Annotated in this window: 31 protein-coding genes; 14 read left to right on the forward strand and 17 right to left on the reverse strand. The window is 67.4% G+C overall.

The genetic code is table 11. The features are described 5' to 3' along the window. Nucleotides 1–413: 413 nt before the first annotated feature. Nucleotides 414–2504: a methionine--tRNA ligase gene (gene metG / locus TX79_RS06145; RefSeq protein WP_049926429.1), complete on the forward strand. Its 2091-nt coding sequence runs from the start codon at nt 414–416 to the stop codon at nt 2502–2504. A gap of 92 nt (nt 2505–2596) precedes the next feature. Here the strand turns inward: metG and TX79_RS06150 are convergent, their stop codons facing one another. The 3 genes from TX79_RS06150 to TX79_RS06160 all read right to left on the reverse strand — a co-directional run bounded on the left by TX79_RS06150 (nt 2597) and on the right by TX79_RS06160 (nt 4420). Then, nucleotides 2597–3370 (reverse strand): methyltransferase domain-containing protein, encoded by a 774-nt coding sequence (locus TX79_RS06150; RefSeq protein WP_049926431.1) that lies wholly within the window; start codon nt 3368–3370, stop codon nt 2597–2599. 7 nt (nt 3371–3377) lie between these two features. Next, a complete protein-coding gene (locus TX79_RS06155) occupies nt 3378–3755 on the reverse strand; it encodes a nascent polypeptide-associated complex protein (protein ID WP_049926433.1) in 378 nt (125 codons plus the stop codon). 179 nt (nt 3756–3934) lie between these two features. Next, nucleotides 3935–4420, reverse strand: a complete 486-nt coding sequence (locus tag TX79_RS06160) for a PUA domain-containing protein (protein ID WP_049926435.1) — start codon at nt 4418–4420, stop codon at nt 3935–3937. A 113-nt stretch (nt 4421–4533) separates the two neighbouring features. On the opposite strand from TX79_RS06160, the gene TX79_RS19580 reads away from it, so the two are divergent. Continuing rightward, complete coding sequence (locus TX79_RS19580) at nt 4534–4707, forward strand: hypothetical protein (protein WP_195892465.1); 174 nt, start codon at nt 4534–4536, stop codon at nt 4705–4707. Here TX79_RS19580 and TX79_RS06165 read toward each other — a convergent pair whose 3' ends face one another. Next, nucleotides 4708–5205, reverse strand: coding sequence for a LabA-like NYN domain-containing protein (locus tag TX79_RS06165; RefSeq protein ID WP_049926437.1), 498 nt, complete (start codon nt 5203–5205; stop codon nt 4708–4710). 131 nt (nt 5206–5336) lie between these two features. Here TX79_RS06165 and TX79_RS06170 point away from each other — a divergent pair, with 131 nt between their 5' ends. Continuing rightward, nucleotides 5337–5807 carry a hypothetical protein gene (locus TX79_RS06170; protein ID WP_049926439.1) on the forward strand — a complete coding sequence of 157 codons (471 nt, stop codon included), beginning with the start codon at nt 5337–5339 and terminating at the stop codon, nt 5805–5807. 63 nt (nt 5808–5870) lie between these two features. Here TX79_RS06170 and TX79_RS06175 read toward each other — a convergent pair whose 3' ends face one another. After that, nucleotides 5871–6704: a M48 family metallopeptidase gene (locus TX79_RS06175; protein ID WP_049926440.1), complete on the reverse strand. Its 834-nt coding sequence runs from the start codon at nt 6702–6704 to the stop codon at nt 5871–5873. 131 nt (nt 6705–6835) lie between these two features. Here TX79_RS06175 and TX79_RS06180 point away from each other — a divergent pair, with 131 nt between their 5' ends. Together TX79_RS06180 and TX79_RS06185 are read left to right on the forward strand one after the other, a co-directional pair. Continuing rightward, a complete protein-coding gene (locus TX79_RS06180) occupies nt 6836–7342 on the forward strand; it encodes an LUD domain-containing protein (RefSeq protein WP_049928306.1) in 507 nt (168 codons plus the stop codon). A gap of 1 nt (nt 7343) precedes the next feature. Continuing rightward, nucleotides 7344–9638: an LUD domain-containing protein gene (locus tag TX79_RS06185; RefSeq protein WP_049926442.1), complete on the forward strand. Its 2295-nt coding sequence runs from the start codon at nt 7344–7346 to the stop codon at nt 9636–9638. 69 nt (nt 9639–9707) lie between these two features. On the opposite strand, the gene hflX is transcribed toward TX79_RS06185, so the two are convergent. The 3 genes from hflX to TX79_RS06200 all read right to left on the reverse strand — a co-directional run bounded on the left by hflX (nt 9708) and on the right by TX79_RS06200 (nt 11964). Then, the gene (hflX, locus tag TX79_RS06190; protein WP_049926444.1) at nt 9708–11039 is read right to left on the reverse strand and encodes a GTPase HflX; all 1332 of its coding nucleotides are present in this window, start codon (nt 11037–11039) and stop codon (nt 9708–9710) included. Nucleotides 11040–11297: 258 nt separating this feature from the next. Next, nucleotides 11298–11561, reverse strand: a complete 264-nt coding sequence (locus TX79_RS06195; protein WP_049926446.1) for a DUF3194 domain-containing protein — start codon at nt 11559–11561, stop codon at nt 11298–11300. A 7-nt stretch (nt 11562–11568) separates the two neighbouring features. Continuing rightward, on the reverse strand, nt 11569–11964 hold the full coding sequence (locus tag TX79_RS06200) for a prefoldin subunit beta (protein WP_049926447.1): 396 nt from the start codon (nt 11962–11964) through the stop codon (nt 11569–11571). A 100-nt stretch (nt 11965–12064) separates the two neighbouring features. On the opposite strand from TX79_RS06200, the gene TX79_RS06205 reads away from it, so the two are divergent. Next, nucleotides 12065–13123, forward strand: a complete 1059-nt coding sequence (locus TX79_RS06205; RefSeq protein ID WP_049926448.1) for an iron transporter — start codon at nt 12065–12067, stop codon at nt 13121–13123. Between the two features lie 37 nt (nt 13124–13160). On the opposite strand, the gene TX79_RS06210 is transcribed toward TX79_RS06205, so the two are convergent. The 5 genes from TX79_RS06210 to TX79_RS06230 all read right to left on the reverse strand — a co-directional run bounded on the left by TX79_RS06210 (nt 13161) and on the right by TX79_RS06230 (nt 14909). Beyond that, nucleotides 13161–13667, reverse strand: a complete 507-nt coding sequence (locus tag TX79_RS06210; RefSeq protein ID WP_049926449.1) for a DUF2243 domain-containing protein — start codon at nt 13665–13667, stop codon at nt 13161–13163. A gap of 78 nt (nt 13668–13745) precedes the next feature. Then, nucleotides 13746–14009, reverse strand: a complete 264-nt coding sequence (locus tag TX79_RS06215; protein WP_049926450.1) for a KEOPS complex subunit Pcc1 — start codon at nt 14007–14009, stop codon at nt 13746–13748. A gap of 3 nt (nt 14010–14012) precedes the next feature. Further along, the gene (locus TX79_RS06220; RefSeq protein ID WP_049922995.1) at nt 14013–14147 is read right to left on the reverse strand and encodes a DNA-directed RNA polymerase subunit P; all 135 of its coding nucleotides are present in this window, start codon (nt 14145–14147) and stop codon (nt 14013–14015) included. A gap of 10 nt (nt 14148–14157) precedes the next feature. Further along, a complete protein-coding gene (locus tag TX79_RS06225; protein ID WP_049926451.1) occupies nt 14158–14430 on the reverse strand; it encodes a 50S ribosomal protein L37 in 273 nt (90 codons plus the stop codon). Nucleotides 14431–14552: 122 nt separating this feature from the next. Continuing rightward, a complete protein-coding gene (locus TX79_RS06230) occupies nt 14553–14909 on the reverse strand; it encodes a TRAM domain-containing protein (protein ID WP_049926453.1) in 357 nt (118 codons plus the stop codon). 160 nt (nt 14910–15069) lie between these two features. Between TX79_RS06230 and TX79_RS06235 the strand changes: the two genes are divergently transcribed. Continuing rightward, the gene (locus TX79_RS06235; protein WP_049926454.1) at nt 15070–15369 is read left to right on the forward strand and encodes a HalOD1 output domain-containing protein; all 300 of its coding nucleotides are present in this window, start codon (nt 15070–15072) and stop codon (nt 15367–15369) included. A gap of 26 nt (nt 15370–15395) precedes the next feature. On the opposite strand, the gene tgtA is transcribed toward TX79_RS06235, so the two are convergent. Continuing rightward, entirely contained in the window at nt 15396–16871 is a 1476-nt protein-coding gene (gene tgtA / locus TX79_RS06240; RefSeq protein WP_049928307.1) for a tRNA guanosine(15) transglycosylase TgtA, read from the reverse strand. 320 nt (nt 16872–17191) lie between these two features. On the opposite strand from tgtA, the gene TX79_RS06245 reads away from it, so the two are divergent. Together TX79_RS06245 and TX79_RS06250 are read left to right on the forward strand one after the other, a co-directional pair. Beyond that, complete coding sequence (locus tag TX79_RS06245) at nt 17192–18607, forward strand: hypothetical protein (RefSeq protein WP_081655500.1); 1416 nt, start codon at nt 17192–17194, stop codon at nt 18605–18607. Between the two features lie 353 nt (nt 18608–18960). Beyond that, nucleotides 18961–20271, forward strand: coding sequence for a hypothetical protein (locus tag TX79_RS06250; protein ID WP_049926455.1), 1311 nt, complete (start codon nt 18961–18963; stop codon nt 20269–20271). A 121-nt stretch (nt 20272–20392) separates the two neighbouring features. Here the strand turns inward: TX79_RS06250 and TX79_RS06255 are convergent, their stop codons facing one another. Continuing rightward, the gene (locus TX79_RS06255; RefSeq protein ID WP_049926456.1) at nt 20393–20950 is read right to left on the reverse strand and encodes an NUDIX hydrolase; all 558 of its coding nucleotides are present in this window, start codon (nt 20948–20950) and stop codon (nt 20393–20395) included. Nucleotides 20951–21132: 182 nt separating this feature from the next. Between TX79_RS06255 and TX79_RS06260 the strand changes: the two genes are divergently transcribed. After that, nucleotides 21133–21408, forward strand: coding sequence for a PadR family transcriptional regulator (locus tag TX79_RS06260; RefSeq protein ID WP_049926457.1), 276 nt, complete (start codon nt 21133–21135; stop codon nt 21406–21408). Between the two features lie 419 nt (nt 21409–21827). On the opposite strand, the gene TX79_RS06265 is transcribed toward TX79_RS06260, so the two are convergent. Both TX79_RS06265 and TX79_RS06270 read right to left on the reverse strand, forming a co-directional pair. After that, the gene (locus TX79_RS06265) at nt 21828–23141 is read right to left on the reverse strand and encodes a DUF4397 domain-containing protein (protein ID WP_049926458.1); all 1314 of its coding nucleotides are present in this window, start codon (nt 23139–23141) and stop codon (nt 21828–21830) included. A gap of 404 nt (nt 23142–23545) precedes the next feature. Further along, a complete protein-coding gene (locus TX79_RS06270) occupies nt 23546–23824 on the reverse strand; it encodes a hypothetical protein (protein WP_049926459.1) in 279 nt (92 codons plus the stop codon). A gap of 163 nt (nt 23825–23987) precedes the next feature. On the opposite strand from TX79_RS06270, the gene TX79_RS06275 reads away from it, so the two are divergent. The 4 genes from TX79_RS06275 to TX79_RS06290 all read left to right on the forward strand — a co-directional run bounded on the left by TX79_RS06275 (nt 23988) and on the right by TX79_RS06290 (nt 25877). After that, nucleotides 23988–24338 (forward strand): hypothetical protein, encoded by a 351-nt coding sequence (locus TX79_RS06275; RefSeq protein WP_049926460.1) that lies wholly within the window; start codon nt 23988–23990, stop codon nt 24336–24338. A gap of 29 nt (nt 24339–24367) precedes the next feature. After that, entirely contained in the window at nt 24368–24646 is a 279-nt protein-coding gene (locus tag TX79_RS06280; protein WP_049926461.1) for a ubiquitin-like small modifier protein 1, read from the forward strand. A 90-nt stretch (nt 24647–24736) separates the two neighbouring features. Further along, entirely contained in the window at nt 24737–25510 is a 774-nt protein-coding gene (locus TX79_RS06285; protein WP_049926463.1) for an AzlC family ABC transporter permease, read from the forward strand. After that, nucleotides 25500–25877: an AzlD family protein gene (locus tag TX79_RS06290; protein ID WP_081655501.1), complete on the forward strand. Its 378-nt coding sequence runs from the start codon at nt 25500–25502 to the stop codon at nt 25875–25877. The genes TX79_RS06285 and TX79_RS06290 overlap by 11 nt, the downstream gene beginning before the upstream one ends. Nucleotides 25878–25883: the final 6 nt, after the last annotated feature.

Raw genomic sequence — 25883 nt, forward strand, 5'->3', positions numbered from 1 at the left:
CGTTTGGGAACCGTAGTGAGCCGCTAGCACGGGTCGCGAGAGCCGTCCCGAGCCGTCGGTGGTCGTCCACAGTTCGGGACGATTCCAGTCCACAACGGTCGTCTCAGTCCAGTGAACGCTGGATTGAGACGGACAGTGCGAGGTGTAGCCACGGGATAGGAAGGATTATACGATCGGATCGAGACGATTCGCGTATGTCGAGGCGTGCTGTCGTCGGCGGCTGTTCTCGTTCGATGCGATCGTAGCGACAGCACCACCCCGGGAGGAGCGCCGCGTCGCGTCCGGTCATACGGATCCATCGCGGCGGCGAAACCCGGTCCGAACCGATCACCTGCGAGCGGCGCGTATCGTGCGACGACCGATCGCGACGGAAAACCGGCGGGTTTTACGCCCGCCACCGACAGACCACGAATATGAGCACACACGACGACGACTTTCCGACGGACGACCCCGCCGTCGTGACCTGCGGGCTCCCCTACGCGAACGGGGACCTCCACATCGGTCACCTGCGGGGCTACATCGGCGCGGACGCGTTCAGCCGCGCCCTCGAGACGCTCGGCCAGCAAACCGCCTACGTTTGCGGCTCGGACATGCACGGCACCCCGGTCGCCGTCTACGCTGAGCAGGAGGGCGTCGACCCCGAAGAGTTCGCGCTGGAGTGGCACGAACAGTACGAAGAGACGTTCCCCAAGTTCAACGTCGAGTTCGACAACTACGGGCACACCCACGACGAGACCAACACCGAACTCACCCAGGAGATCGTCCGCACGTTAGACGAGGAGGGGTACGTCTACGAGAAGGAGATCCAGGTCGCCTACGACCCCCAGGCCGACCAGTACCTCCCCGACCGCTACGTCGAAGGCACCTGCCCCTACTGCGGCGAGAAGGCCCGCGGCGACGAGTGCGACGAGGGCTGTCAGCGCCACCTCGAGCCGGGCGAGATCGAGGATCCAAAGAGTACGATCACGGGCAACCCGGCCGAGTACCGCGAGCGCACCCACAAGTTCTTCGAGGTCTCGGAGTTTTCCGACTTCCTGACGGAGTTCCTCGACGGCCTCGAGGGAACCTCGAACGCGCGCAATCAGCCCCGGCAGTGGATCGAGGACGGCCTGCAGGACTGGTGTATCACCCGCGACATGGACTGGGGGATCGACTACCCCGGGGAAGGCGGCGAGGACCTCGTCCTCTACGTCTGGGTCGACGCGCCGATCGAGTACGTCGCGAGCACGAAACAGTACAGCGAACGCGTCGGAACGGACGAGTACGACTGGGAGGAGGTCTGGAAGGACAGCGGCGACATCGTCCACGTCATCGGACGGGACATCATCCAGCACCACACGATCTTCTGGCCCGCGATGCTCGAGGGCGTCGGCTACAACAAGCCCCGCGGCATCGCCGCGACCGGGTTCATCACGATCAACGGCAAAGGCCTCTCGACCAGCCGCAACCGGGCTATCTGGGCGAAGGAGTACCTCGAGGAGGGGTTCCACCCCGACCTGCTGCGGTACTACCTGACGACGACCGGCGGCCTCCAGCAGGACGTCGACTTCTCCTGGGACGCCTTCCAGGAGAAGGTCAACGGCGAACTCGTCGGAACGGTCGGCAACTTCTGGTACCGCTCGCTGCTGTTCGCCTACCGCAACTACGAGGGGACGCCGGAAGCGGACGTCTCCGAAGAGGTCTACGAGCGCATCCGGGACGCCATCGCCGAGGTCCGCGCGGCGGTCAACGACTACGACCTGCGGGGCATCGGCCAGGCAGCCGTCCAGCTAGCCCAGTTCGGCAACGAGTACATCCAGCGCCACGAACCCTGGAAGCTCACCGACGACGACCCCGAGACGGCAGCCCAGGTCATCCGCGACTGTGTCCAGCTCTCGAAGGCCGTCGCCGTCCTCCTCGAGCCGATCACCCCGGACAAATCCCAGACCCTCTGGGAGCAACTCGGCGAGGACGGGACGGTCGCCGAGGCCGAACTCGAGGCCGCCCTCGAGGCCCCACCCCGGAACTTCGACGAACCCGGCGAACTCTTCGCGAAGATCGAGGACGACCGCGTCGCGGAACTCAACGAGAAACTCGAGGAGCGCGTCGCCGCGGCGTCGGACGACGAGGAAACCGAAAGCGACGACACCGACGCGGACGAATCGAGCGATATGACGGACGTTGACGACCTCGAGCCGCTCGCAGAGGAGCGAATCAGCTTCGAGGACTTCCAGGAACTGGACATCCGCGTCGGCCGCATCGAGTCGGCCGAAGGGATCGAGGGTGCCGACGACCTCGCCCGCCTCGAGGTCGACATCGGCTTCGAGACGCGCCAGGTCGTCGCCGGCATCAAGCAACTCCACGACCTCGAGGAACTGCCCGGCGAGAAGTGCGTACTGCTGGCGAACATGGAGAAGGCCGAACTGTTCGGCGTCGAGTCCAACGGAATGATCCTCGCGGCCGGCGAGGAAGCCGACCTGCTCACCACTCACGGCGACGCCGAGGTCGGCGAGAAGATCCGCTGATCGCTCGATCGAAACGACGACACGTTTTTCACCGCGTAATGGGCGACTGGGACGGGAGTTAGACGCTCCGAACGGCGGCCAGTACGGCCGGATTAGACGTTCCGGGCGACGGTCAGATACCCCGTGTGACCGACGGGAGCCGTCGAGGGGCGCGAGCCACGGTCGTCGAACTGCATCTCGCGCTGGATCGTCTCGCGGGTGCGGACGTCCGCGAGGTCGGCCTCCCGGGCGGCCTCGACGACGTCGCGAGTCGACTCGATAAAGGGACTGTACACCGCGACGAACCCACCCTCGACCAGCAGGTCGGGCGCGTGGCCGACGACGTCGGCCGCGTCGCCCGTATCGAGCGTGAGCACGTCGAACGACGACGGCTCGAGGTCGGTCACCTCCTCGGTCAGGTCGCCCGTTCGCACGTCGACCCGGTCCGTGACGCCGCCCAATCGCATGTTCTCGCGGGCGACGTCGGCGAACTCGGGGTCGCGCTCGTAGGTGACCACCGACGCGCCGGCGCGGGCCATCGACGCCGCGAGGACGCCCGTCCCGGTGCCGGCGTCGAGGACGCGGTCGCCCTGCGCGACGCCGGTCTCGCCGATGACGAGACCGACGTCGCGGGGCACCATCGGCGCGCCGGTCCGCTCGAAGTGGTGGAAGAGATCCGGCCCTCGTAGCCGGCGAACCGTAAAGGCCTCGCCGAGATGCGTCTCGATCGTGTCGCCGGGATCGACGTCCGCCGGTACCTCGAGGACGCCCAGATCGGTCCCCATCTCCTCGCCCGGCTGGACCAGAAACTCCCGGTCGCCCCGGACGAGCAACACGGGAACGTCGTCCGCGTCGCCGTCGTCGCCGTCGCCGTCGGCTCCGGTCACGCCTGTCTCACTCGAGGTCGGCGATAGCCGCGGCGAGGTCGCCGTCGTTCTCCTCGAGGGCCTCGCGGGCCGCGTCCTCGTCGACGCCAGCGCGCTCGGCGACGAGTTCGACGTCCTCGTCGGGGACGCCAGCGTCGGCCTCGCTGCCGGCGTCGCCGCCGCCGGCCGCGCCCGACTCGACCTGTTCGGGCGAGCCGATGATCTGGTAGGTCTCCTGCCCCCGGGCATCCATCTTCGTGACCTCGGGGTCGTTGAAGACGAGGTCGTGTTCCTCGGTCCGAATGATTACTTCCTCGGCATCGATCTCGTCGACGTCGATGCCCATCTGCTGCATCATCTGCTCCATCTTGCGCGGATTGAGTCCGCCACCGCCTCCTCCGAACATAGGCGACACGTCGGCACGGACGGCCTTTTACTTTGTCGTTCTCCGGGAGAAATCGGAACCGGGCACCGGTCCGAACCGTCCGCCAGGGTCGGTCTCGAGAACGGCAAACCAAACTGGGGCTTCGACCGGATCCCGCGACCGGGAGCCGACGATAATCGACTCCCCGGAGTCGGTCGCGATTACTCCGCCGGTGCGCCCTCGCGGACGTCCACTGCCATCCCGGTCTCGAAGTCCGCGATGGCCTCGGCACCCAGTTCGGCCGTCCCGACCGCGATCAGTTCGCCCCGTTCGTGGACGACGAGCACCTCGTCGCCTGGCCGCACCTCGGGGCCGACCTCGAGGACGAACTTCGCGAAGACGTTCTTGCCCTCGCGGACGAACGGCTCGCTCTCGTCGTCGACGACGACGCGATAGGCGGGCGGCTCGAGCGCGTCGAAGAGCCGATGGCCGCCCTCGAGGCCGAGGGTAAACCGGCCGTCCGTGCCGAACGACGCGATGCGACCCGTTTCGGCGTGGATCTGCTGGGGTCGCCCGGACGAGGTTCGTCGCACCGAAAGCGACTCCGTCGGGGGAAACAGCGCTTCGCCGGCACCCGCACCGAACTGGTACGCCGCGATCGTCCGCAGGGTCGAGAGATCCGCGTGCCCGTCGACTGATTCGGTCATCGGCCGAAGTTGGAACCGTCGGCTCGAAAGCCCTTCGACCCGGAGCAGACCAGACGGTGGCCGCCGGGATACAGCGGGGAGTATATATACGAGGGGTTGTAACTCGAGAGCGAATGGATCTGACGCAGATCGCGTTCGGAATCGGGCTGCTGGCCGTCAGCGGCGTGACGTTCGCCGCACCGTCGGGACTGAACGCGACTTCGCTCACCCTGCTCGCCGGGACGGCGCTGATCGTGGGTGCCGGCGTCGCCGCCGTCAGCGTCGCCCGCGACGCCAGCGGCGTCTAGTCAGAGCAGGAACGTCTCGGGCCGCTCGCCCAGATCGAGGAAAGCGTCGGCCGCCGCGATCAGTTCCTCGGCGGTCGATGATTCGAACGCCATGACCTCGACGCGGACCCCCTCGTGGCGCAGGTGTGAACACAGCCGCGAGAAGTCCCCGTCGCCGGTACAGAGGACGATCGTATCGACGTGGTTCGCCAGCGTCACCGCGTCGAGGCTCATGCCCACGTCCCAGTCGGCCTTCTTCGAACCGTCCGAGAACGTCTTGATGTTCTTGATCTTCGTCTCGAAGCCGATGTCCTCGAGTGCGTCGAAGAAACTCTCCTCCTCGGGTGCGTCGGCCCGGATGACGTACGCAATCGCGCGGGTGAGTTGCCGGTCCTGGACGGCCTTCTCGAGGAGCGCCGAGTAGTCGATGTTGCGGCTGTGGAGACTCTGTGCCGTGTGATAGAGGTTCTGGGCGTCGACCTGCATAGCGACGCGCTGGCCCGGATGGATTTCGGTCACGATTCTACTGTCGCAGGTGCGCGCCTAAAAACTGCGGCGTTCGATCCGTCCGCTCGAGGGGGCACTCACCGCCAGTGCTCGGTCGAACTGTCGTTCGCAACGATTATTTCAGTGAACGGTCGTCTTCGACTATGCGTTGGTTCCATCGACCGTTCGCTGTCCGCCTCGAGCAGTTCGTCGTCGGTCTCCTCGCGCTCGGCGCTGGTAGCGGCGGCCTCTGGTTACTGGGGTCGCGTCTCGCACCGTCACATCCCGTCGTCGAGATTCCCGCGGTGATGACCGTGACGTGGCTCCTCGGAGCCGGGTCGCTGTACGTAACGGTGAAAGCGCCGAGTGCGCTCCGTGAACAAATCGACCAGAACGCCGTCACAGGTCCCGGGCCGATCGAGACGGTCGGAGTCGCCGTCGTCGGAGCGTGTCTCGTCCTCTCGGGCGTCGCGTTCCTGAACGCGGCGGCGTACTTCGCGCTCGAGCGCCAGTGGCCGATCACGCCGGCCCAGGTGGGCCAGGTCCAGTTCTGGCTGCTCGCCGGACTCGTCCTGACGCCCGTCGTCACGAGCGCACTCACGGGCGTCTGGACACTCACGACCGACAGCAGGTGAGGCCGTTCGACGGCGCTGGCGCTGGGCAGTCGAATCAACTGCGGAGAAAAGCGGCCGCCGAATTCAGCTCCGAAGCTTCTCGATGCGCTTCTCGGTCGGCGGATGCGTCGACATGATCTGCTGGAGGGCACTCCGGTCGCCGTTGAAGATACACAGCGCGTTGACGCCGCTGTCCTGGACCGCGGATTCGCGGTTCTCGGCGCTCCGGGAGATCTTCTCGAGGGCGCGGGCGAGCGGATCGCCGCTGCCGACGTACTGGCGGGCGGTGTCGTCGGCGACGTACTCGCGGTACCGCGAGATGGCCATCACCAGCAGCATGACGAGGAAGTTCGCGACCATCGACGCGAGCCACGCGACGAGGAAGCCGGGGCCGTCCTCGCCCATCGCCTGGACGACGAAGAAGACGGCGTAGCTGACGACCGTCGCGATGGACTGGCCCAGCGTCATCATGACCGTGTCGCGGTTGTTGAGGTGGGCGAGTTCGTGGGCGACGACGCCCTCGAGTTCGTCGTCGTCGAGGATCCGCATGAGTTCCTCGGAGACGACGACGATGCCCGCGCCCTTCCGACCGGTCGCGAACGCGTTGGGGACGCCCATCTGGGCGACCATCAGCCGGGGCTTCTCCATGCCCATGTCGCGACAGAGGGATTCGGTCATCTGGTGGACCTTCCGGTAGCGGGGGTCGTCCTCCGGCATGTCCTCCGCGCCGGAGCTCCGGACGGCCAGCCACTTGCCGAGTTTGTACTGGCCGGCGGGCAGCAACACGATACTGAGCAACACCAGTATCATGAGGTCGATGTCGAACAGCAGGTGGAAGAACCACGCCGCGGCCAGGTAGAGGCCGAACAGGATGGATCCCACGACTGCCATCCGCAGTTGCAAACCGGTCTTGTTCATGTTCGCTCACTAGTTCGGATTCTATCCTATAAAGCCCCGCGGTCCGTCACGTGGATTGGGACGTTCCAACCGAACCGGTTCGGGACCCCCGATCGCCACGCTATTGGTCACCCGAGTGAATGTGTGCCGTGATGACTACCGACACTGTCGGGCGGTTCGAGCGCGAACTCGAGGCCCTCCAGGTGGGCGTCGAGCGCGTTCGGGCGGCCGACGCGCGCGAAGCGATCGCATCGGCGCTCGAGGAACCAGCCGTCGGGACGCCGATACCGTACGAAGGGGTCTCGCTGCCGAGCGTGGTCACCGTCGACCCGACCCCGGCGGACCTCGTGGACGCGCAGACGGGCGTGACGCCGTCCCGGTTCGCCATCGCCGCGACCGGTACCGTCACGATACCGTCGCGTGCCGCGGGCGACGAAGCCGTCAGCCTCTACCCGGAGCGCCACGTCGCGGTCGTCGCCGAGAGCGACGTCGTGAGCGACCTGAACGCGGGGTTCGATCGGATCGCGACGGCGGTCGCCGCCGGCGACGACAGCCTCGTCCTCGCGACCGGCCGCAGCGCAACCGCAGATATGGGCGGACTCGTCCACGGCGTTCACGGGCCTGGCGAGGTTCACGTCGTCGTCCTGGAGGACCGATAGCATGGCCGGGCAAGCCGATTCCGGCGATCGAGTGGAGACCGCGGCCCGGTTGCGGCACCTGATGGAGACCGAGGGCGAAGCCGTCCACGCGACGGCCAGCGACTCGAACGTTCGTCGAGCGGAGGTCTACGCGGCGACCGACGATCTCGAGGAGCGCCGCACCGAGGCCCGGGCCATCAAGGAGGACGCCATCGAGCGCCTGCCGGAGTTGCTCGAGACCGTCCGCGACGCGGTCGAAGAGAACGGCGGCACCGTCTACGTCGCCGAGGACGCCGCCGACGCCAACGACTACGTCGCGGACGTGGTCGAGACGGCGACCTCGAGCGACTCCGCGGCAGGATCCGCCGCCGCGGCGGAGCCGACCGTCGTCAAGAGCAAGTCGATGACGACCGAGGAGATCGACCTCAACGACGCCCTCGAGGCCCGCGGTGCCGACGTCGTCGAGACCGACCTCGGCGAGTGGGTCCTCCAGATCGCCGACGACTCCCCCTCCCATCTCGTCGGGCCGGCGATGCACCTCTCCCGGGCGGAGATCGCCGACCTCCTCCGGGCGGAGTTCGACCTCGAGCGGGAGTTCCGCACGCCCGAAGAACTGACCCGATTCGCACGCGATCACCTCGGCGAGCGCATCCGCGAGGCCGACGTCGGAATCACGGGTGCGAACTTCGTCGCCGCCGAGACGGGAACGATCGCGCTGGTCACCAACGAGGGCAACGCCCGCAAGTGCGCCGTCACGCCCGACACCCACGTCGCCGTCGCGGGCCTCGAGAAACTCGTCCCCTCGGTCCGCGATCTGGAGCCGTTCGTCGACCTGATCGCCAAGAGCGCGACCGGCCAACCGATCAGCCAGTACGTGACGATGCTGACGCCGCCGACCGACTCGCCGACGATCGACTTCGATCGCCCCGACGACCCGATCGGCGACGCGGGCTCGGACGACCGCGAGTTCCACCTCGTTCTCCTCGACAACGGCCGCCGCGAGATGCGCGAAGACGAGCAGTTGCGGGAGACGCTGTACTGCATCCGCTGTGGCGCTTGCTCGAACGCGTGTGCCAACTTCCAGTCGGTGGGCGGCCACGGCTTCGGCGGCGAGACCTACTCGGGGGGCATCGCGACCGGCTGGGAGGCCGGCGTCCACGGCCGGGACAGCGCCGCCGACTTCAACGACCTCTGTACCGGCTGTACACGCTGTGTCGACGCCTGCCCGGTCGAGATCGACGTCCCCTGGATCAACACGGTCGTCCGGGACCGGATCAACCGCGGGCGGGATCCGGCGGTCTACGACCACCTCGTGGACGGCCTGACGCCGGACGCCGAGGAGGGCGGCCTCGACCTGGGGAAGCGGTTCTTCGGCAACGTCGGGACCGTCGCGAGGATCGCCAGCGCCACCGCGCCCGTCTCGAACTGGCTCGCCGACGCCGACCCCGTCCGGGCGGTGCTCGAGCGCACCCTCGGGATCGACCGCCGGCGCGACCTCCCGACGTTCCGGCGGGAGACGCTGGTCGACTGGTTCGAGCAACGGGGCGGGGCAGAGGGCTCGAGACGGCGCGCAGAGCGAGCCGTCTCCAGGGGCAATGACGCCGGAATCGAGCGCGAGGCCGTCCTCTACCCGGACGTCTACACGAACCACGTCGACGTCGACCGCGGGAAGGCGGCCGTCCGCACGCTCGAGGCCCTCGGCGTGCCGGTGCGCGTGCCGGACCTCCCCGAGAGCGGTCGCGCCCCGCTCTCGCAGGGGATGGTCGCCACCGCCGACGAGCGGGCGAGCCAACTCTACGCGGCGGTCGCCGAGGACGTAGACGCCGGCCGCGACCTGGTCGTCGTCGAGCCGTCCGACCTGGCCGCCTTCCAGCGGGAGTACGAACGCTTGCTCCCGGAGCGGTCGTTCGAGCGACTCACCGAGCACAGCTACGAGATCTGCGAGTACGTCTACGGACTGCTCGAGAACGGTGCCGACCCAGCACCCCTTCAGACGGGGACGGGCGAGACCCCCGTCACCTACCACTCCCACTGCCAGCAGCGTACCCTCGGCCTCGAGGCCCCGACGACGGCGCTACTCGAGCGCTGTGGTTACGCGCCGCAGACGACGAGCGCCGAGTGCTGTGGCATGGCCGGCTCGTTCGGCTACAAGCGCGAGTACTACGACGTGAGCGTCGACGTCGGCGAACGGCTGGCCGACGAGGTCGAGGGTACAGAACGGATCGTCGCGAGCGGGACCTCCTGTGGCGACCAGCTCGAGACGCTGCTCGAGCGCCCGGTCCCGCACCCGATCGAACTGCTAGCCCCGGAGACCTGAGCCGGCTCGGTCCCCGTCGCGTTCCTCCGGCCGTTCCCGCCGCGTCGCTACCCCCGTTCAGCCTCGAGCCTACGCCCGTTCCGCCGCGATCGTCGCCGCCCGATTCCGCAACCGTTCGACGACCGACGGACGGCCCCGGCAGGTGATCGTGACCGTCTCACCTGCGTAGTCGACCCGCTCGACGGTCGTCCGGTCGTAGGCCCGCGAGACCAGCGCCATCGCCTCGTCGCCGTTCGGCACGTCCAGCGTCGCCGTCTCCGTCGGCAGTCGCTCGAGGATCGCCACCCGGAGCGCCTCGAAGTTTCGCCCCTCGTGAACGCTGATCGGGAGCGGCGCGGTCGTCGCCTCGGGCAGGGTCTCGATCGCGGTCTCCCGCCGACGATCCAACTCGGCCGCCGAGAGCCGATCGACCTTGTTCAGCGCGGGGACGATCCGGTCCGCCTCGACGCCCTGTGCGTCCAGCACCTCGAGGGAGACCGACAGTCGCTCCCGGACGCGGTCGGCAGGATCGCTCGCGTCGACGAGGAGGACGACGGCGTCGGCCGCGGCCGCCTCCGAGAGCGTCGCGCTGAACGACGCCACCAGGTCGTGTGGCAGGTCGTCGACGAAGCCGACCGTGTCCGTCAGCAACACCGGTCGGCCGTCGAGGGTCGCCCGGCGGGTCGTCGTCTCGAGCGTCTCGAACAGGCGGTCGCGGACGCTCGCCGTGGCGTGCTCGCTCGACTGTTCCGGTGGCTCGTCGGCGGCCCCGTCGAGTGCCTCCTCGAGCGCGAGGTCGTCGGCGAGCCGGTGCAGCAGCGTCGACTTGCCGGCGTTCGTGTAGCCAGCGAGCGTGACGAGGTCGAACCCCTCCTCGCGGCGGCGTTCGCGGAACTGCTCGGCCGGATCGGGTAACTCGTCGAGTTTTCGCTCGAGGTGGTCGATCCGGTCGCGAACGTCGTAGACCGGCGATCCCTTCTCGGTTCGCTGGTTCAGCAGTCCTTCGTCGGCCGATTCGATCAGTCGCGGCAGGTCGTACCGGAGCTGGGCCAGTTCGACCTGGAGCTTCGCCCGCTGGGACCCCGCGCCCGCCTCGAAAATCTCGAGGACGAGCCGCTGTCGGTCGAGGACGGCGATTCCATCGGGCAACGCCGACTCGAGGCCGTGGTGCTGGCCCGGCGTCAGTTCGTCGTCGACGACCACGCGGGTCGCGTCCGTCTCGGCGACGGTCTCCGCGAGAGCCGCGAGCGTCCCGCTGCCGAGGTAGGTTCCCGGGTCGGGCGGACCGGGCTGGGTGACGGCGGCGACGACCTCGTCGCCGGCCGCCCGGACTAACGCCGCGAGCTCGTCCGTGTCGACGGGGGTGGTCGGGGCTCGGCTCGCGATAACTGTTCGGTTCGCTGTCGTTCGTCTTCGTGACATAGCTGTGGCATGGCTGTGTGTACTCTGGCGTCGATACCGGCCCCGGATCGACCGCTCGAGCCGGGGTTACGCGGTCGATCGATCGCCGGCCCGTCCCGCCGCTATCGCGTCACCGTCGCGGACGGTGGCGGGGCGGACGCCGGCTCAGTAGAACGAAGGGGTCTCCATGGCCTCGTGTCACGGCTCGAGGAGGAACTACTAAGCTGTTGTGCCGGTGTGTGGACCAGTACCAAGGAACGGCCAGTCACGAACCGGGCGTCACTCCCCGAACAGGTCGTCGACGGCGTCGCGCGCGACGAGCGCGGCGTCGTCGGCGACCCGATCGGGATCGGGACCGTCCACGTCGTCCGGGACGTTCAGGTAGACGTCGACCTCGAGGACCCCGTCCTCGAAGGTGACGGTGACGTCGAGGTCGCGGACGTTCGACTGCTTGTACCGCGAGAAGACCAGTCCCTCTGCGGCCTCGGCGGCCGTGCGGACGACCTCCTCGTCGGTCGGTTCCTCGCGCGACGTCTCGTCCATGGCTCAGTTACGCGCCGCCAGCGCCCGGGCCGCCGGGACCCGTCGGGCCGCCCATGCCGCCACCGCCGAGCAGGTCCTCGAGTTCCTCCTGCAGGCTCTCGAACTGGTCCTGGACGCGGTCTTCCTGCTTCTCGAGGGTCTCGAGGCGCAGTTCCAGCGAGTCGACCTTCTCCTCTAAGTTCTCCTGGGCGTCGTCGTAGTCGGTCTCGACGAGCAGTTCGCCGACGTTGCGGTACATCGTCGTCTCCTCGTCGATCTCCTCGAGTTCCTCGAGGGCGTTTTCGGCCTCGGAGAGGCTCGATTCGGCCTCCTGCTTCTGGACGGCGACCTGCTGTGCGGTCTCCTGGAGATCCTGGAGTTGTTCGATCTTCTCCTGTGCTTCCGGCGGCAGGTTTCCTTGCATGTTTCGACCGTCGCCTTCCGGCCTTAAAAAGTCAAGCTTTGTCGTCGATCCCGGCGCAGGCAGCCCCGAAGGCTATCGGTGCGGCCGGTGAGCGACCGCTATGCGACGGCGTCGGGTACTGGCCGCCGGCGGTTCGCTGCTCGCGGGGCTGTCCGCCGGCTGTCTCGAGACGCTCCGCCGGGAGGACGCCTGGCGGGAACTCGTCGTCGATCCGCCCGAGGGCGTCTACGTCCCGCCCCACGCCGACGGGATGGTACGCTACGGATCGGCGACCGTCGAGGGCCTCGAGGCCTCGCTGTTCGCCTCCCGTCCCCACTCGTTCTGGCTCGTCTCTGGCACCGAGCGAAGCCGGGCAGACGTCCGCTCGCGCCACGACCTCCACCTGATGGTCGCCGTTCGCGACGCCGAGACGGGCACCGTCGTCCCGGCACCCGTTCGAACGACGATCCACACGCAGGCGGGCGACCGCGTCGACGAACGATCCCTCTGGCCGATGCTCTCCCAGCGGATGGGCGTCCACGCCGGCGACAACTGCTCGCTCGAGGGCGACGGCCGCTACGCCGTGACCGTCGAGATCGGCGAGCCGAGCGCCACGATCCGCGGTGAACGCTCCGACCTACCGAACGCGACGAGCGTCGAGTTCGGGTTCGAGTACGCCGCCGACGAGATCGAGGGTCTCGAGCGCCGGCTGTTCGACGAGGACGAAGGTCGGGGCGATCCCGGTGCGCTCGAGCCGATGGCTCACGCCCGCGACGATCACGACGACAGCACCCTCGACGAGGTCGAGGGCGACCGTACCCGGATCGGCTCCGCGAGGGTCGGCGACGTGACGGTCGTCGCGATCCGCGCGAATTCGACCGGCGAGGAGGGGACGGCGCTCGCAGTCGGGCTCCGCACGCCGTACAACGCGTATCCGCTCGTGCTCGCGTCGGTCTCCGCGAGCGTCGTCCGGGGAGACGAACGACTCGAGACGCGATCGCTCCAGGAGTCGGTCGGCCCGCACCTGGGGCATCACTACCGGACCGACCTCGAGCCAGCAGTCCTCGAGCGCGGCGACGCACTCGCGATCGACCTCGAGACACCGCCGCAGGTGGCCCGCCACGAGGGGTACGAGACCGCCTTCCTCGAGCCGGAAACGGTGCGACTGGCGCTGGACTGACGGTAACCGTGCTGGGGTCGTCGGCTCGCCAGTTCTTTCACTCGAGGCCGCTCGCGTCCACCTCGGGATCGGCAGGAGCGACGGCCCGATCGGTCGACCACAGCAGGGCCAGCCCGAGGCCGAGCATGAGGACGCTGACCACGACCCAGTGTGGGTTCCACGCCTCGGTGCCGTGGACGACGTTGTGCAGGTCGAGCACGTAGTGGTCGACGATCCCGTCGTAGACGTTGAACACGCCCGCACCGACGACGATCGACCCGAGGAGGTACGTCGTCGAGAGCCGCCGACTCGTGCCGTTGACCAGCCGCCAGAGCAACGCGAGGCCGACGAGCGTGACGCCGAGGGTCGCGATCAGGAACAGGCCGTCGAAGAACACGTTCGTCCGGTAGCCGTCCAGACTGTACGGATCGTAGTAACCCGACAGGAGGTGATGGGTCTGCAAGACGAGGTGGAAGAGCACGGTGTCGACGACGGCCCCGAGGCCGAACCCGACCGTCCCGCCCGCCAGCAGGAGTCGTCGTCGCAGGCTCTCGCGAGACGCCATACCCCGACTTCGTTCGAGCCGCGCAAAAATCGCGAACCGGCACCTGCTACGTCCGCCGTGCGGGCGCTGGAAAGCGGCTTACCCCTCGAGCGCTGCCGCGCCGACGTCGGCGCTTCGTTCCGCGACGTCGACGAGCGTGAACCAGGTGTTCAGTGCCGCCCGCAACGCGATCAGGTCCGCCGCGTCGATGGTGATGCGGACGCAGGCCCCGTCGCGTTCGATCGTCGTCCGCGAGCGGTCGTCGTCGATTTCGCCGACCTCGCGGGCGACGCTCTCGGCGACCAGCCGGGCACGTGACGCGTCCTCGTAGTCGAACTCGAGGGTCGCGTCGTGAGAAGACACGCGTTACTCGACGTCGACTTCCTTGACGTCGCGGCTGCGCTCCTTCAGGAGTACGCGGTGGCCGCAGTACGGACAGCGGACGCCGCCGTACTCGTCGAGCTGGACGTCGCGTTTACAGCGGGAGCACTTGTAGCTCATACGGTGGGCGTTATTCGTCTCCGTCTTCGTCTTCGGCGAGGGCCGCGCGGATCGACCGCTTGACGGCCGTTCCGGCGGGAGTCTCCGGCCGGTACGCGCCGCCGGTGAAGACCTCGCCAGTCTCCTCGTTCTTCCAGATCCCGGTGCCGACGCGGGTGACGTCGTCCCCGTCGACCTCTGCGTTGTTCATCGCGTCTTCGATCTCGCTGACGCGTCGCCGCGCCACTCGGCCGTAGCGTGCGCCGAATCGGCCCGCGCTACCGACGATTCCTTTCTCGGCCATAGTACTGCTGTCTATCCCCGTCGATTTCTTAAACCTGTTGATGCGGGCTGTTGGAACGGTTTACGGTGCAACCGTGACCCACCTCGGTCGCATCGGAACCGACTTGCAACAGCCCGGACGTATCAGTTCCGTCCGACGTAGGCGGCCGTGGCCGAGGTGTGGCCCCGATTGAACGATCGGATTTCGACGTCGATCACGTCGCCCTCCTCGAGGTCGGCCGGCGCGTCCTCCACGAAGACGACGAACCCCTCGACCTTACAGACTGCGTGGCGCTCGCCCGTGTGATGCTCGGAGAAGTCGTGGACAGCGACGGTTCGCCGGTCACCCAGATCGACGGGCGGCTCTCGTTGCTGGGCCGCCTCGTGTCGCTTTCGCGACCGGCGTCGCTCGCGCGACCGACCGCGGAACCGCCGGACGACCCACGAGCCGAGGAGGAAGACCACGACGATACCGATGACGAGCGATGCTGTGCCGACCATACCACCGACTGTGTGGACTCGCTCCTTCGATGTTCTCATTCGCCCTCGGTATACCGATCTCCCACCGCCGGAAGCCGGTGGCGAGTGCCGCCCGCTCGGGACTGTTCACCGGGTGAAAATCAGCGGTGTGCTTTTCCGTACACGGCGGTTTAAGACGGCAATGAATTCCTCCATAACCGACTCGACAACCGACCCGGACGGCATCAGCATGGCCGTCGTGGACGCCGTTGCCGCCCGACGCTCCGTCGACCCGGTCGAGTTACCCCCGCTGTACGAGTGGATCGATCCCGAGGCCATCGACGCGTTGTTCGGTTCCTCGACGACCGAGGAGGGCCGTCGTCTCGAGTTCGTCTACGACGGTCACGGGATCACGATCGACGACACCTCGACGTTGCGGATCCTCGTCGACGGAACGCCGGTCTCGGAGCGGGCCGACCCGCTCGAGGTCGACGAGCTGTAGCCGGGACGGATCGTAGCCGCGAACGATCAGTCCGCGGTGAGATCGACCAGCGACACGTCGTCGGGCACCCGCTCGAGGACCGACCGTGGCCAGCCCGCGTGACCGAGCGTCAGGTCCGCGTCGGGATTGGCCTCGGCGAGCGCGGCGACGCCGTCCGCCGCGGCCTCGAGGGCCGCCCGGTCGGTGCTGTCTGGCAGTTCGGCGGTCAGCGGATAGGTCTTCGACAGCGCCCGCGGGAAGGGGCCAAAGGGCGGCTCGACGCGCCAGGAGGCGTCGAACTCGTCGCTCCGCGGGGGCTGGCCCTCGGTGAGAAACAGCGAGTCGGGAACCGGGAGGCGCTCGAGTCGCCGGTGGTGACGCAGCACTTCGGGTCGGCGAGCGCTCTCGTGGGAGGTGTAGAAGAACGCGCCTTTCGAGACGGGATCCGAGGCCTCGAGTTGGGCGGCGTGATCGAGCAGCGTCCGGTAGCCGTCGAGCATCGTCGGGTGCGAGCGGGCCCGTTGTTCGACGAGTTCGAGCAGGTTCCCCGCGCGGATCGCTTGCTTGATCCGGCGCAGTTCCGCGAAGGAGACGTGGAGGTTGTGGGCAGCGAGTTCTTCCTCGCGTTCCTCGTCGGGGAGATTGCGGAGTTCATCGGGCGTGAAGTCGGCACAGACGGGACACGAACAGGGCAGATACTCCAGATCCTCGAGGTGGCGGGTGCCCCGCACCGTGAGGTAGCGATCGTCGCGGGCGTACAGCGCGTACGCGGCGGAGTCGAACAGGTCACAGCCCATCGCGACCCCGAGCGCGAACATCATGGGGTGGCCGGCACCGAAGAGGTGAACCGGTGCGTTGGCACCCAACCCGCGTTTCGCGGCCGTGACCACTTCGACCATATCGGCGTAGCGGTAGTCGTTCATCAGCGGGACGACCGCGCCGACGGGGAAGACGTCCAGCTCCGTCGCGTCGGCGTGGCGACCCGCCTCCTCGCGGAGATCCGGGTACGTCGATCCCTGGACGGGGGCGGTCACGAGCATGTCGCCGGTGTCGATCTCCTGGGCGCGCTCGAGTCGCTCCTGCGTGGTGGCGAGTTCGTCCTCGGCCCGCTCGCGGGGGACGTCCGGCGGCGTCGGGATGTCGACGGGCGTCCCGATGTCCGAGCCGATCCGGTACTGAAAGTCGAGGATCTCTTCGCTCGTGACGTCGATCTCGCCGTACTCCGAGAGCTGGAACGAGCCGGAGTCGGTCATGATCGCCCCGGGGAAATCGAGCATCGCGTGCAGTCCCTCCTCGAGGGCGCGTTCGCGGACGTCCTCGGTGCCGTGGATGATGTAGGAGTTGGTGATCAGGATCTCGGCACCGAACTCGTCGGCCAGGCGCTGCGGACTGATGGTATCCAGATTCGGATTGATCACCGGCAGCAACGCCGGCGTCTCGACGGTCGTCCCCGCCCGCGGAACGGAGAGATCGCCGATCCGCCCGCCGGCGTCGGCGTCCCGGATCTCGAAGTGCTCGCGCATCGACCGCCCGTTGGTCGCTGGCACGTAAGTCAGTGCAGGTTTCCCGCCGACGACCCGTTCGATAGCCCGGTCGTCGTGTCAACCCGGCTACGATAAGCGATCCGTTCTCCGTCAGGCATATATGCGACCGCGATTGCAAGCCCAACTGACAGTCCGCTCGAGCGAGGGTTCCGCTCGCACCCGACGCCTGACCGTCACACTCCGAACGAGATGAAAACGCCATTATCGACCGTTTCAGGCTTCAATCAGCGCACTTGACTGATCCAATCGCGAAACGGTCGGCTCGTTTTACCCGGTCGGCTCCCCGTAGCCTCGAGCGCATGGTTTCACGATCACAGACGCTCGGAGTGGTACTGGTCGCACTGATGGTCGCCCTCTCCGGAGGGCCGGCCCTGGCCGGTGCGGCCGCACCCGCGGACGATGGAACAGAGACGACAGTCACACTGCAAGATACCGACGTCCAGACGCTCGAACTCGACACCGTCACCGTCGAGAACGCGACGATCGAGGAGCTGACCGTCGAGCAGCTGGACGGCGACGCTGACCAGCTACAGGACGCCGTCGACGACGGTAGCGACGACGCGGGCGCTGCCGACGACGCTTCCGCAGACGAGGAAGACGGCGCGATGGACGACGAAGACGAGAGCGACGCCGACGAAGACGCCGGCGTCGAGAGCGACGACAACGCCAGCGACGGCGAGGAGGTCACGCTCTCGGACGTCGAGATCGAACAGCTCGAGCTCGAGGACGTGAGCCTCGAGGAGCTCGAGACCGGCGGACAGGACGACGAGAACGCCACTGCCGACGACGAAGACGACGCGATGGATGACAGCGACGTCGGCGAGGACGACGCGATGGGCGACGAGGACGACGGGACGAACGACACCGCGACTGACGACACCGAAACCGAGACCGACGACGTTCTGGTCGACGAGGACACCGAGGAGGTCACCGTCCAGGACCTCACCATCGAGACCATGGACGTCGAACAACTGACGATCGAGGACGTCTCGATCGAGGACGGAGAGACCGACGCCGCGGACGACGAGACCGGCGTCGATAGCGAGGACGACGCTGACGCCGAAAACGCCACGACCGACGACGAAGACGATGCCACTGCCGACGAGGACGACGCGATGGGTACCGATGACGACGCAACCGACGCAGAAGACGACGCCACTGCCGACGACGAAGACGCGATGGAAGACGACGAGACCCAGGCCAGTGGCGAAGAGTACGAGGAACTCACCGTCGAGCAGTTCGACGTCGAGGAGATGACGATCGAGTCCATGACCGTCGAGTCGGTCGACGCCGCCGACGAGACCGACGACGCGATGGACGACACCGAGACCGACGACACGATGGGCGACGACACCGAGACCGACGCGGCCGACGCCGAAGACGGCGACATGGCCTCCGACGCCGAGGACGATACCGGCGTCGGCGACGAAGACGCCACGACCGACGACGCCGAGAACGGCCTCGACGACGAGACCGACGGGGAGACCATCGAGGAGCTGTCCGCATCGACGGTCGATATCGGCGACGCGACCGCCGAGTCGTTCGTCATCGGCGAGGCGGAGGGCCTCGAGGACGCCGGTGAGGACGACACCGAAACGGAGGACGCCGGCGGCGACGGCGTCCTCGACGACGGGAACGAGACCGACGACGAAAACGAGACTGACGACGAGCAAGAGGACGATGATGGCTTCCTCGCCGTCCCCGTCCTGAGCTAATCGAACGACGTCCGCGACCGGAACTGCCCGCTCGGTACCCGATTCGATTCACCGCGGCTTTTTCGACGTACTCACGCACTCCACCGATCACCGGACCGTCGTCTCGCCGCCCGGACCTGTCAGCGGTAACCACTCGTTCCCGGTTGCCCGACATAATCAGGTAGCGACGGCAAGCGAAACCCAGTTGCTGGGCGATCTGAGACCTGCGATAGGCGCGACTGACGATCACGCCGACTGAGATGATGAACGCGTGATTAGCGAACTCGGCGTGCGAGCCAACTCGTCCTTTCCCGGAGACAACGCTGTAACAGTCGCCTCGTTTTAGCGGGCCGACAGTCGGTAGTGTCGGGCGCATGGTCTCACGATCACAGACGCTATCAGTGGCCGTCGTCGCACTGCTGGTCGCCCTCTCCGGCGGCCCCGCTATGGCGGGTGCGGCGTCGACCACAGCGGACACACAGGAGACGAGCGCAACGCTCGAGAACGTACAGGTCGGCGAACTCGAACTCGAGAGCGCTACCGTCGAGAACGCCACCATCGAGGAACTGAACGTCTCGGAGCTCGAACTCGAGGCCCAGCAACTCGAGGAACAACTCGAACAGCAGGAAGGCGAGCAGAACCAGACACAGGACGAAGAGACCGAAGAGACCGGAATGCAGGCCAACGAGACCGAGGAGGACCAGGAGGGCACCGAGGCGGACAGCCAGGAGCTCGAGCAGGCCCAGGACGTGACGATCTCCGACATCGAAATCGAACAACTGGAACTGTCGACGGTCACGTACGAGGAGCTCCAGACCGGTGAGGACGGAGCGACCAACGAGACCGAAAACGCCACTGAGACCGACGGCGGGGAGGAAGAAACAAACGAGACGGACGACGAGATGGGTGACGAGAACGCCACCGCCGACGCGACGGCGCAGGCCGGAACCCAGGACGACGCGATGGACGGCGGGCAGGAACTGTTCGACGAGAACGCCGACGAAGTTACCGTCCAGGACCTCACCATCGAGACGATGGACGTCGAACGGATGACGATCGAGGACCTCTCCGTCGAGGAGGGCGGGATCCTCAATCAGATCGGTGACTGGTTCAGCGGCCTGTTCGGTGGCGACGACGGCGGTGGAGAGGAGACCGACAACGAGACGGCCGGACAGGAGAACGAAACCGCCCAGGAAGACGGAGGCGACGAGGAGACGACCACCCAGGAGATCGACGAACTCACCATCGAACAGTTCGACGTCGAGAGCATCTCGATCACCTCGATGACCATCGAGACCCTCGAAGAGGCCGGCGAAAGCGACGGCGAGAACACCACGACCGACGAGTCCGGTAACGAGACCGAGACGGCCGACGAATCGGCCAGCGTCGCCGCCGCACAGGAAGACGAAACCGAGGGCGACACGATGGACGACGGGGCGGCCACCAACGAGACCGAAGACGGCACGACCGAGACGGTCTCCCAGGCCAACGCAACCGCGATCTCCATCGACGACGTGACCGCCAACACCGTGACCCTCGGCGACGCGCAGGACCTCGAGCAGATCACCGAACAGAACGCCACTGAGACGACCGACGGGACCGAGAACGACACCGCCACCGAGGACGGTACGACCGAGGACACCGACAACGAATCGGAACAGCCGTCGATCGCCGTCGGTCGGTAACGAACCGACCACCCTCGATCGCCGACTCACGACGTCGGGTTCGAACGACGAACCGGGATCACACCGTTTTCTCTCGAACGACTGACCAGCGCTGCATCGAACCTCGACGGTTGCGAGCGACTCAGTCGTCGCTCGAGTCGAACAGACGGTAGTAGGAGACGGCCAGCACCGTCCGCCCGTCGCGGACCTCGCCCGCACGGACGGCCTCGAGCAACGTCTCGAACGGGGTCGGCTCCACGCGAATGCTCTCGTCGGGGTCGAGTTGCTGGTCGCCGGTCGGCCGGCAGTCGTGTGCCACGAAGAAGTGCAGGACTGAATCGGCGATCCCGTTGGTCGGTTCGACGGTTACCAGCGACTCGAGGCGGTCGGCCTCGTGGCCGGTCTCCTCGGCGAGTTCGCGCCGGGCGGCGGCCTCGAGGTCGTCGTCGTCGGGTTCCGTGGTGCCGACGGGGAGGCCGCGGTTGACCCGGGAGACGGCCTGTCGCCACTCCTCGATGCAGACGACGTCGCCGTCCGGACGGAACGGGAGAACGCAGACCCCGGCGGGTTCGGAGAGGTAGTCGAACTCGGTTTCGGTACCGTCGGGAAGGCGAACCGTCTCGTTCACGACGTCGAAACCGGGGCAACTGTAGGCGGTCTCGCGCTCGAGCGTCTCCCAGGCGAGGGGATCGGACGACATACCGGCCCGTAGGGAAGGGGCTGTCAAAAACGCCCCGTCATCGCGGGGGCGAAATCGGTGCCGAACGGTGGATAACCCGGGAGATACGCGCCCTACGCGGTCCGTTCGGTCGGATCGCCGGACCGTACCACGCCTATAACAAAACCACGAATCGGTGAAGGTCGGTATTCAGAGGATGATCCATGGACGAACTCACCGGATTTCAGCGTGACCTCCTGTACGTGATCGCTGGCAAAGACCGTCCGTCCGGCCAGGAGATTCTCGACGACATCAACAGCTACATCGACCAGCCGGTTACCCACGGCCGGCTGTATCCGAACCTCGATACGCTCGTCGAGAAAGACCTGGTCGAGAAAGGGCAACTCGACCGACGGACGAACTACTACGCCCTGACGCCCAAGGGACGACGCGCGCTCCAGCGCCGCCAGGAGTGGGTCGACCAGTACGTCGACGTCTAATACGGACTGCCGTCCCGAGTTCCCGGCGCAACCGCCGCTCGGGTCGCGGTTGCGCCGAAACCGACGTACAGAAGACCGTCTCACTCCTGGCGACGGCGTTCGTACGGAACGTCTCGAGCGGCGACGTTGCTATTGCTCCCGGCGGCACCAGTCGACGAACGGCCCGCTCGACGGCACAGAGCAGGCTGTAGGTAGTCGTGACCACGGCTGTAAGCAGCCGTGAACCACAGAACGGACGGCGTACGGCCGATCGCGGTCCGACGCCGTACAAAACTGTCACGGCGGAATCGAACGCGACTGAGACCAGCACACGGGCAACGTGCGGGTCTCGAACGACGGACAGCCGCTCGTCCGGACCGTCGCCGATTCGGTCGGGTGCGACACTGGCGATCGATCGTCGGTGGTAGAGACGGGGTCGCTTACGAGCCGCCCCTCGAGTCCGCTCCGTGTCCGTCCTCGTACCCCTCTTCGTTGGTCAGGGGCTGATCCGGCCCGACGTCGGAATCGTCGTCGTGAACGTCGCGATCCCCGTGGGCGTCACGGTCGCCGTGGCCTTCGCGGTCGTCATCGTGGCCTTCGCGGTCGTCATCGTGGCCTTCGCGGTCGCCGTGACCTTCGCGGTCGTCACCGTGGCCTTCGCGGTCCTCGTGGTCGCCATCGGGTTCGACGTCGCCGGTTTCCGGCTCGAGATCGTCGTCGGCGTCGTTGGTCCCGTCGATAGCGAGAGTGACCGTGAACGACCGATCCCCGACGTCGTCGTCGCGCTCGTCGCCCTCGTGCTCGCCAACGTCGTCGTGGTCCGGTCTCCCCTCCAGATAGCCGATCGCATAGCCCGTGTAGACGGTCCCGGCCTCGAGGTCGAGATCGACGGACGCGGCCGGATCCTCGGGCCTGATCACGTCGTCGGGCACGTCGACGGCCCCCGGGTAATCGGCGTCGGCTTCCTCCGGTCGATCGTCGGTCCCCTCTCGATCACCGTCCGACTCGTAGGGATAGAGTTCGAGAGTACGTTCGCCGGCCACGACGGGGGCGTAGCCGCTGGGTTCGGTGAACGAAACGTCCTCGAAGAGGATCGTTCCGGTCTCCCCGTCGGCGATCTCGACCGTCGGCGCGTCGGGGGCGGCGTGCACGAGTCGCAGGTGGGCAGTGTCGTCCTCCTCGATGGCGTCGGGTTGGCGGTCGACGAGGAACAGGAGTTCGAAGGTGCCGGGACCGTCGCTCGGTTCCGCCGCGTCGCCGTCGTCGTCGGCCCCGTCGTCCATCTCGTCGCCCCCGTGATCGTCCGCCGCGGCGTGGTCCTCGTCGTGTGCCGCGTCGGGGCTGTCCTCGTCATCTTCGTCGTGGGCCTCGTCGGCCTCGAGTTCGCCGATCGCGGCGGCGGTGTAGTACTCCGTATCGACCGAGATATGTCGCTGGTAGACGACGGTCTCGGGATCGTCCGCGGGCGTGATCGTCACCTTGTAGTCGCCGGGAACGATCTCGAGGTACGGGGAGCGTTCGTCGTAGCCGAGACCGGCGAGGATTCGGTCGTCGTCGACGTAGACGTCCACCTCGGGTGCGTCAGGCGAGAAGTGAGCGACCCGGATCGCACCCATCTCCGCGTCGTCGGGGACCGCCTCGGGGTCCCGTTCGTCGTCTTCGTGTTGGTTGACCGCCAGAACGGTGCCGGAGAGCGTCGAACCGGCACCGACGACACCGATCGCCTTGATCGTGGATCGTCGTGATAGCGTCATCGGCACCCGGAACGGGGACCGACGATCCGAAAAACGGCTCAGTCAGTTAGCCGGATTTTCCTCTCCTTTCCACCGACGGGCGAACCCAAGGATTCCCATAACTCGTCGAAATCGGTTCCTACAACCGGACTCTCCGGCGTGAACCCGGGCGGTCACCACGAGACGAGCGGGTCGCCGAACGCGGCGGCGTCACCCCCGCTCGAACCGGTCGAGGATCGTCTCGAGGCCGGCAGTACGGCGTCGATACGCGGACGCTTCTCGCCGTAATTCCGCCGTACGGGGCAGTTAGGCACTCGATTCGGACACCGTCACCGTCGCCCGCTCGAGAATCAGTGCGACCACGTGCGGGGACCGCCGATCCGTGACCGCCCGGCTCGACGGTCGGCCACACTGGCCAATGGAGATCAGGATTCGCTGTCGTTTCCGTCGTCTTCGCCGATCTCGTTTTCGTCGCCGTTGACCTCCTCGTTCCCGTTCTCCTCGTCGCCGTCCTCCTCGGTTCCGGGACCGGTCTCGTCGTCCTCGAGGTCCTGTCCGTTGCCGGTTCCCTCTTCCGACTCGGGGACGTCATCACCTCCCGACTCCTCCTCTCCCGGGCCGCCACAGCCGGCGACGAGGGCCGCCGTGGCGGCTCCGGCGGTCGCGAGCAGTCGCCGTCGCGTCGATCGCGTCGATCGAGCCATACCCCGAGTCCACTCTCGAGTGAAATAAGCGTCGAGCCGACATACGCGCGGTACACCCGCCGGTTTCGACCGGTCTCGCGGCCACACCACGCGGCCGGCAGGCGTCAGCCAGGTGCGAAATTCGACCCGAGGGTTCAATTGGTCTCGGTCGATAGGAGGGGGTATGGAGTTCGCCGTTTCGCGCGACGTCACGACCCTCGTCACCCTCCACGGGGGATCGGATACGACCGCCTGCGACGAGGCCAGCGACGAACTGGCCGACGGCCTCGCGTCCCTGACCGCGGCCGGGACGGTCGCCGACTGGGATATCGTCGACGCCACCGTCCACGAACACCCCACGGCACCGTTCGACCCGTACACGATCACCGTCGAGTTCACCGTCACCGTCGTCGTCGAGGCCGACGACGCGAGCGAGGCCGAGACGATCGGCGCGACCGCGATCGACGACGCCCTCGCGGACGCCGGTCTCGACGGCGTCTCGTACACCTCCGCGCCGGCCGCCTCGACGGCCTGATTTATACGCCGCGCGGACGAGACACCGGTATGGAGATCGATCTGCGATTCTTCGCGACCTTCCGGGACGCCGTCGGCGAGAAGGAGCGCACGCGGACGGTCGGCGACGACGCGACCGTCGGCGACCTGCTCGCGGCCCTCGAGGACGAGTACGACGGCCTCGAGGGGCGGTTGCTCGAGGACGGCGCGATCGCACCCCAACTGAGCGTGCTGAAAAACGGCCGCGACGTTACCCACCTGAACGGTCCGGAGACGACGCTCGAGGAGGGCGACGTGGTGTCGGTGTTCCCACCGGTCGCCGGCGGATAAGACGGACGTCCAGTACCGGGAGCGACGACGTCGGACGATCGTTCCGGTTCCGAGATCGATTTAGGGCTCGGGGATCGGAGAGGCGAGTAGATGGCCCCAGAGCAGGACTCGAGCGAGACGACTCCGACGGACGACGCCGACGGCCCACCCGGCGAATCGGTGACGTTCGACCGGGAGGGGATCCGGGCCGGCTTTCTCACCTGCGTTCCGGTCGCGGTCGGCGTCGGGGGGTACGGCGTGGCCTTCGGCGTGCTGGCCAGGCAGGCCGGGCTGAGCGTCGCGGAAGCCGCCCTGATGAGCGCGACCGTTTTCGCCGGGGCCGCCCAGATCGTCGCGGTCGAGCTCTGGCCCGATCCGCTTCCCGTTCTCTGGGCCGACCCGTTGCCCGTTCTCACCATCGTCGCCACGGTGTTCGCTATCAATCTCCGGTACTCGTTGATGGGGGCGGCGCTCCAGCCCTGGTTCAGGTACCTCGATCCCCGACAGGTGTACGCCAGCCTGGTGCTGATGGCCGACGAGAACTGGGCGCTGACGATGCGCGAATTCCAGTCCGGGAGCCGCCACGGTGCGTTCCTGTTCGGCACTGGCGTCGCGCTGTGGCTCTTCTGGGTCGGTTCGACGGTCGTGGGCGCGGTCGCCGGCGGCGTCGTCGGCGATCCGGCGACCTACGGGGCGGACTTCATCCTGGCTGCGGTGTTCGTCGCGCTCGCGGTCGAACTCTGGGACGGCCGCTCCTCGATCGTGCCGTGGTTCGTCGCGCTCGCCGTCGCCGTCGGGACCGCGTCGCTCGTGCCCGGTCGGTGGTACATCCTGCTGGGCGGGCTGGCGGCAGCCCTCGTCGAGGTGATCCGGTATGACGGCTGACGGGCTCCTCGCGGGCCTCGTTGCCGAGGCGACGCTGCTCTCGCTCGAGGGGGCCGCCGACGCCCTCTCGCTCGATCCGTTCGTCGTCGGCGTCGTCGTCGCGATGGCCGCCGTGACCGCCCTCACGAAGGTCGGGGGGATCTGGCTGGTTCGCCACGTCGAGTTGAGCGATCGTCTCGAGGCCGGCATGGAAGTCCTGCCGGGAGCGATCGTGATCGCGATTCTGGGCCCGGAACTGGCCGAGGGCGGGCCGGCCGAGTGGGCCGCGGCCGGACTGGTTCTGCTGGTGATGCACCGCACCGGGAACATCCTGCTGTCGCTGATCGTCGGCGTCCTCGGCGTCGTCGGCTTTCGGTCGGTCGTCTGAGAGGGC

The organism is Halopiger goleimassiliensis, from assembly GCF_000455345.1.
Taxonomy (GTDB): domain Archaea; phylum Halobacteriota; class Halobacteria; order Halobacteriales; family Natrialbaceae; genus Halopiger_A; species Halopiger_A goleimassiliensis.

Bases quoted from the DNA above. Each gene is read 5' to 3' on its own strand.
- metG (WP_049926429.1), top strand. From the start codon at position 414: ATGAGCACACACGACGACGACTTTCCGACGGACGACCCCGCCGTCGTG.
- TX79_RS06155 (WP_049926433.1), bottom strand. From the start codon at position 3,755: ATGTTCGGAGGAGGCGGTGGCGGACTCAATCCGCGCAAGATGGAGCAG.
- TX79_RS06160 (WP_049926435.1), bottom strand. From the start codon at position 4,420: ATGACCGAATCAGTCGACGGGCACGCGGATCTCTCGACCCTGCGGACG.
- TX79_RS19580 (WP_195892465.1), top strand. From the start codon at position 4,534: ATGGATCTGACGCAGATCGCGTTCGGAATCGGGCTGCTGGCCGTCAGC.
- TX79_RS06170 (WP_049926439.1), top strand. From the start codon at position 5,337: ATGCGTTGGTTCCATCGACCGTTCGCTGTCCGCCTCGAGCAGTTCGTC.
- TX79_RS06175 (WP_049926440.1), bottom strand. From the start codon at position 6,704: ATGAACAAGACCGGTTTGCAACTGCGGATGGCAGTCGTGGGATCCATC.
- TX79_RS06180 (WP_049928306.1), top strand. From the start codon at position 6,836: ATGACTACCGACACTGTCGGGCGGTTCGAGCGCGAACTCGAGGCCCTC.
- TX79_RS06185 (WP_049926442.1), top strand. From the start codon at position 7,344: ATGGCCGGGCAAGCCGATTCCGGCGATCGAGTGGAGACCGCGGCCCGG.
- hflX (WP_049926444.1), bottom strand. From the start codon at position 11,039: ATGTCACGAAGACGAACGACAGCGAACCGAACAGTTATCGCGAGCCGA.
- TX79_RS06195 (WP_049926446.1), bottom strand. From the start codon at position 11,561: ATGGACGAGACGTCGCGCGAGGAACCGACCGACGAGGAGGTCGTCCGC.
- TX79_RS06200 (WP_049926447.1), bottom strand. From the start codon at position 11,964: ATGCAAGGAAACCTGCCGCCGGAAGCACAGGAGAAGATCGAACAACTC.
- TX79_RS06205 (WP_049926448.1), top strand. From the start codon at position 12,065: ATGCGACGGCGTCGGGTACTGGCCGCCGGCGGTTCGCTGCTCGCGGGG.
- TX79_RS06210 (WP_049926449.1), bottom strand. From the start codon at position 13,667: ATGGCGTCTCGCGAGAGCCTGCGACGACGACTCCTGCTGGCGGGCGGG.
- TX79_RS06220 (WP_049922995.1), bottom strand. From the start codon at position 14,147: ATGAGCTACAAGTGCTCCCGCTGTAAACGCGACGTCCAGCTCGACGAG.
- TX79_RS06225 (WP_049926451.1), bottom strand. From the start codon at position 14,430: ATGGCCGAGAAAGGAATCGTCGGTAGCGCGGGCCGATTCGGCGCACGC.
- TX79_RS06230 (WP_049926453.1), bottom strand. From the start codon at position 14,909: ATGGTCGGCACAGCATCGCTCGTCATCGGTATCGTCGTGGTCTTCCTC.
- TX79_RS06235 (WP_049926454.1), top strand. From the start codon at position 15,070: ATGAATTCCTCCATAACCGACTCGACAACCGACCCGGACGGCATCAGC.
- tgtA (WP_049928307.1), bottom strand. From the start codon at position 16,871: ATGCGCGAGCACTTCGAGATCCGGGACGCCGACGCCGGCGGGCGGATC.
- TX79_RS06245 (WP_081655500.1), top strand. From the start codon at position 17,192: ATGGTTTCACGATCACAGACGCTCGGAGTGGTACTGGTCGCACTGATG.
- TX79_RS06250 (WP_049926455.1), top strand. From the start codon at position 18,961: ATGGTCTCACGATCACAGACGCTATCAGTGGCCGTCGTCGCACTGCTG.
- TX79_RS06255 (WP_049926456.1), bottom strand. From the start codon at position 20,950: ATGTCGTCCGATCCCCTCGCCTGGGAGACGCTCGAGCGCGAGACCGCC.
- TX79_RS06260 (WP_049926457.1), top strand. From the start codon at position 21,133: ATGGACGAACTCACCGGATTTCAGCGTGACCTCCTGTACGTGATCGCT.
- TX79_RS06265 (WP_049926458.1), bottom strand. From the start codon at position 23,141: ATGACGCTATCACGACGATCCACGATCAAGGCGATCGGTGTCGTCGGT.
- TX79_RS06270 (WP_049926459.1), bottom strand. From the start codon at position 23,824: ATGGCTCGATCGACGCGATCGACGCGACGGCGACTGCTCGCGACCGCC.
- TX79_RS06275 (WP_049926460.1), top strand. From the start codon at position 23,988: ATGGAGTTCGCCGTTTCGCGCGACGTCACGACCCTCGTCACCCTCCAC.
- TX79_RS06280 (WP_049926461.1), top strand. From the start codon at position 24,368: ATGGAGATCGATCTGCGATTCTTCGCGACCTTCCGGGACGCCGTCGGC.
- TX79_RS06285 (WP_049926463.1), top strand. From the start codon at position 24,737: ATGGCCCCAGAGCAGGACTCGAGCGAGACGACTCCGACGGACGACGCC.
- TX79_RS06290 (WP_081655501.1), top strand. From the start codon at position 25,500: ATGACGGCTGACGGGCTCCTCGCGGGCCTCGTTGCCGAGGCGACGCTG.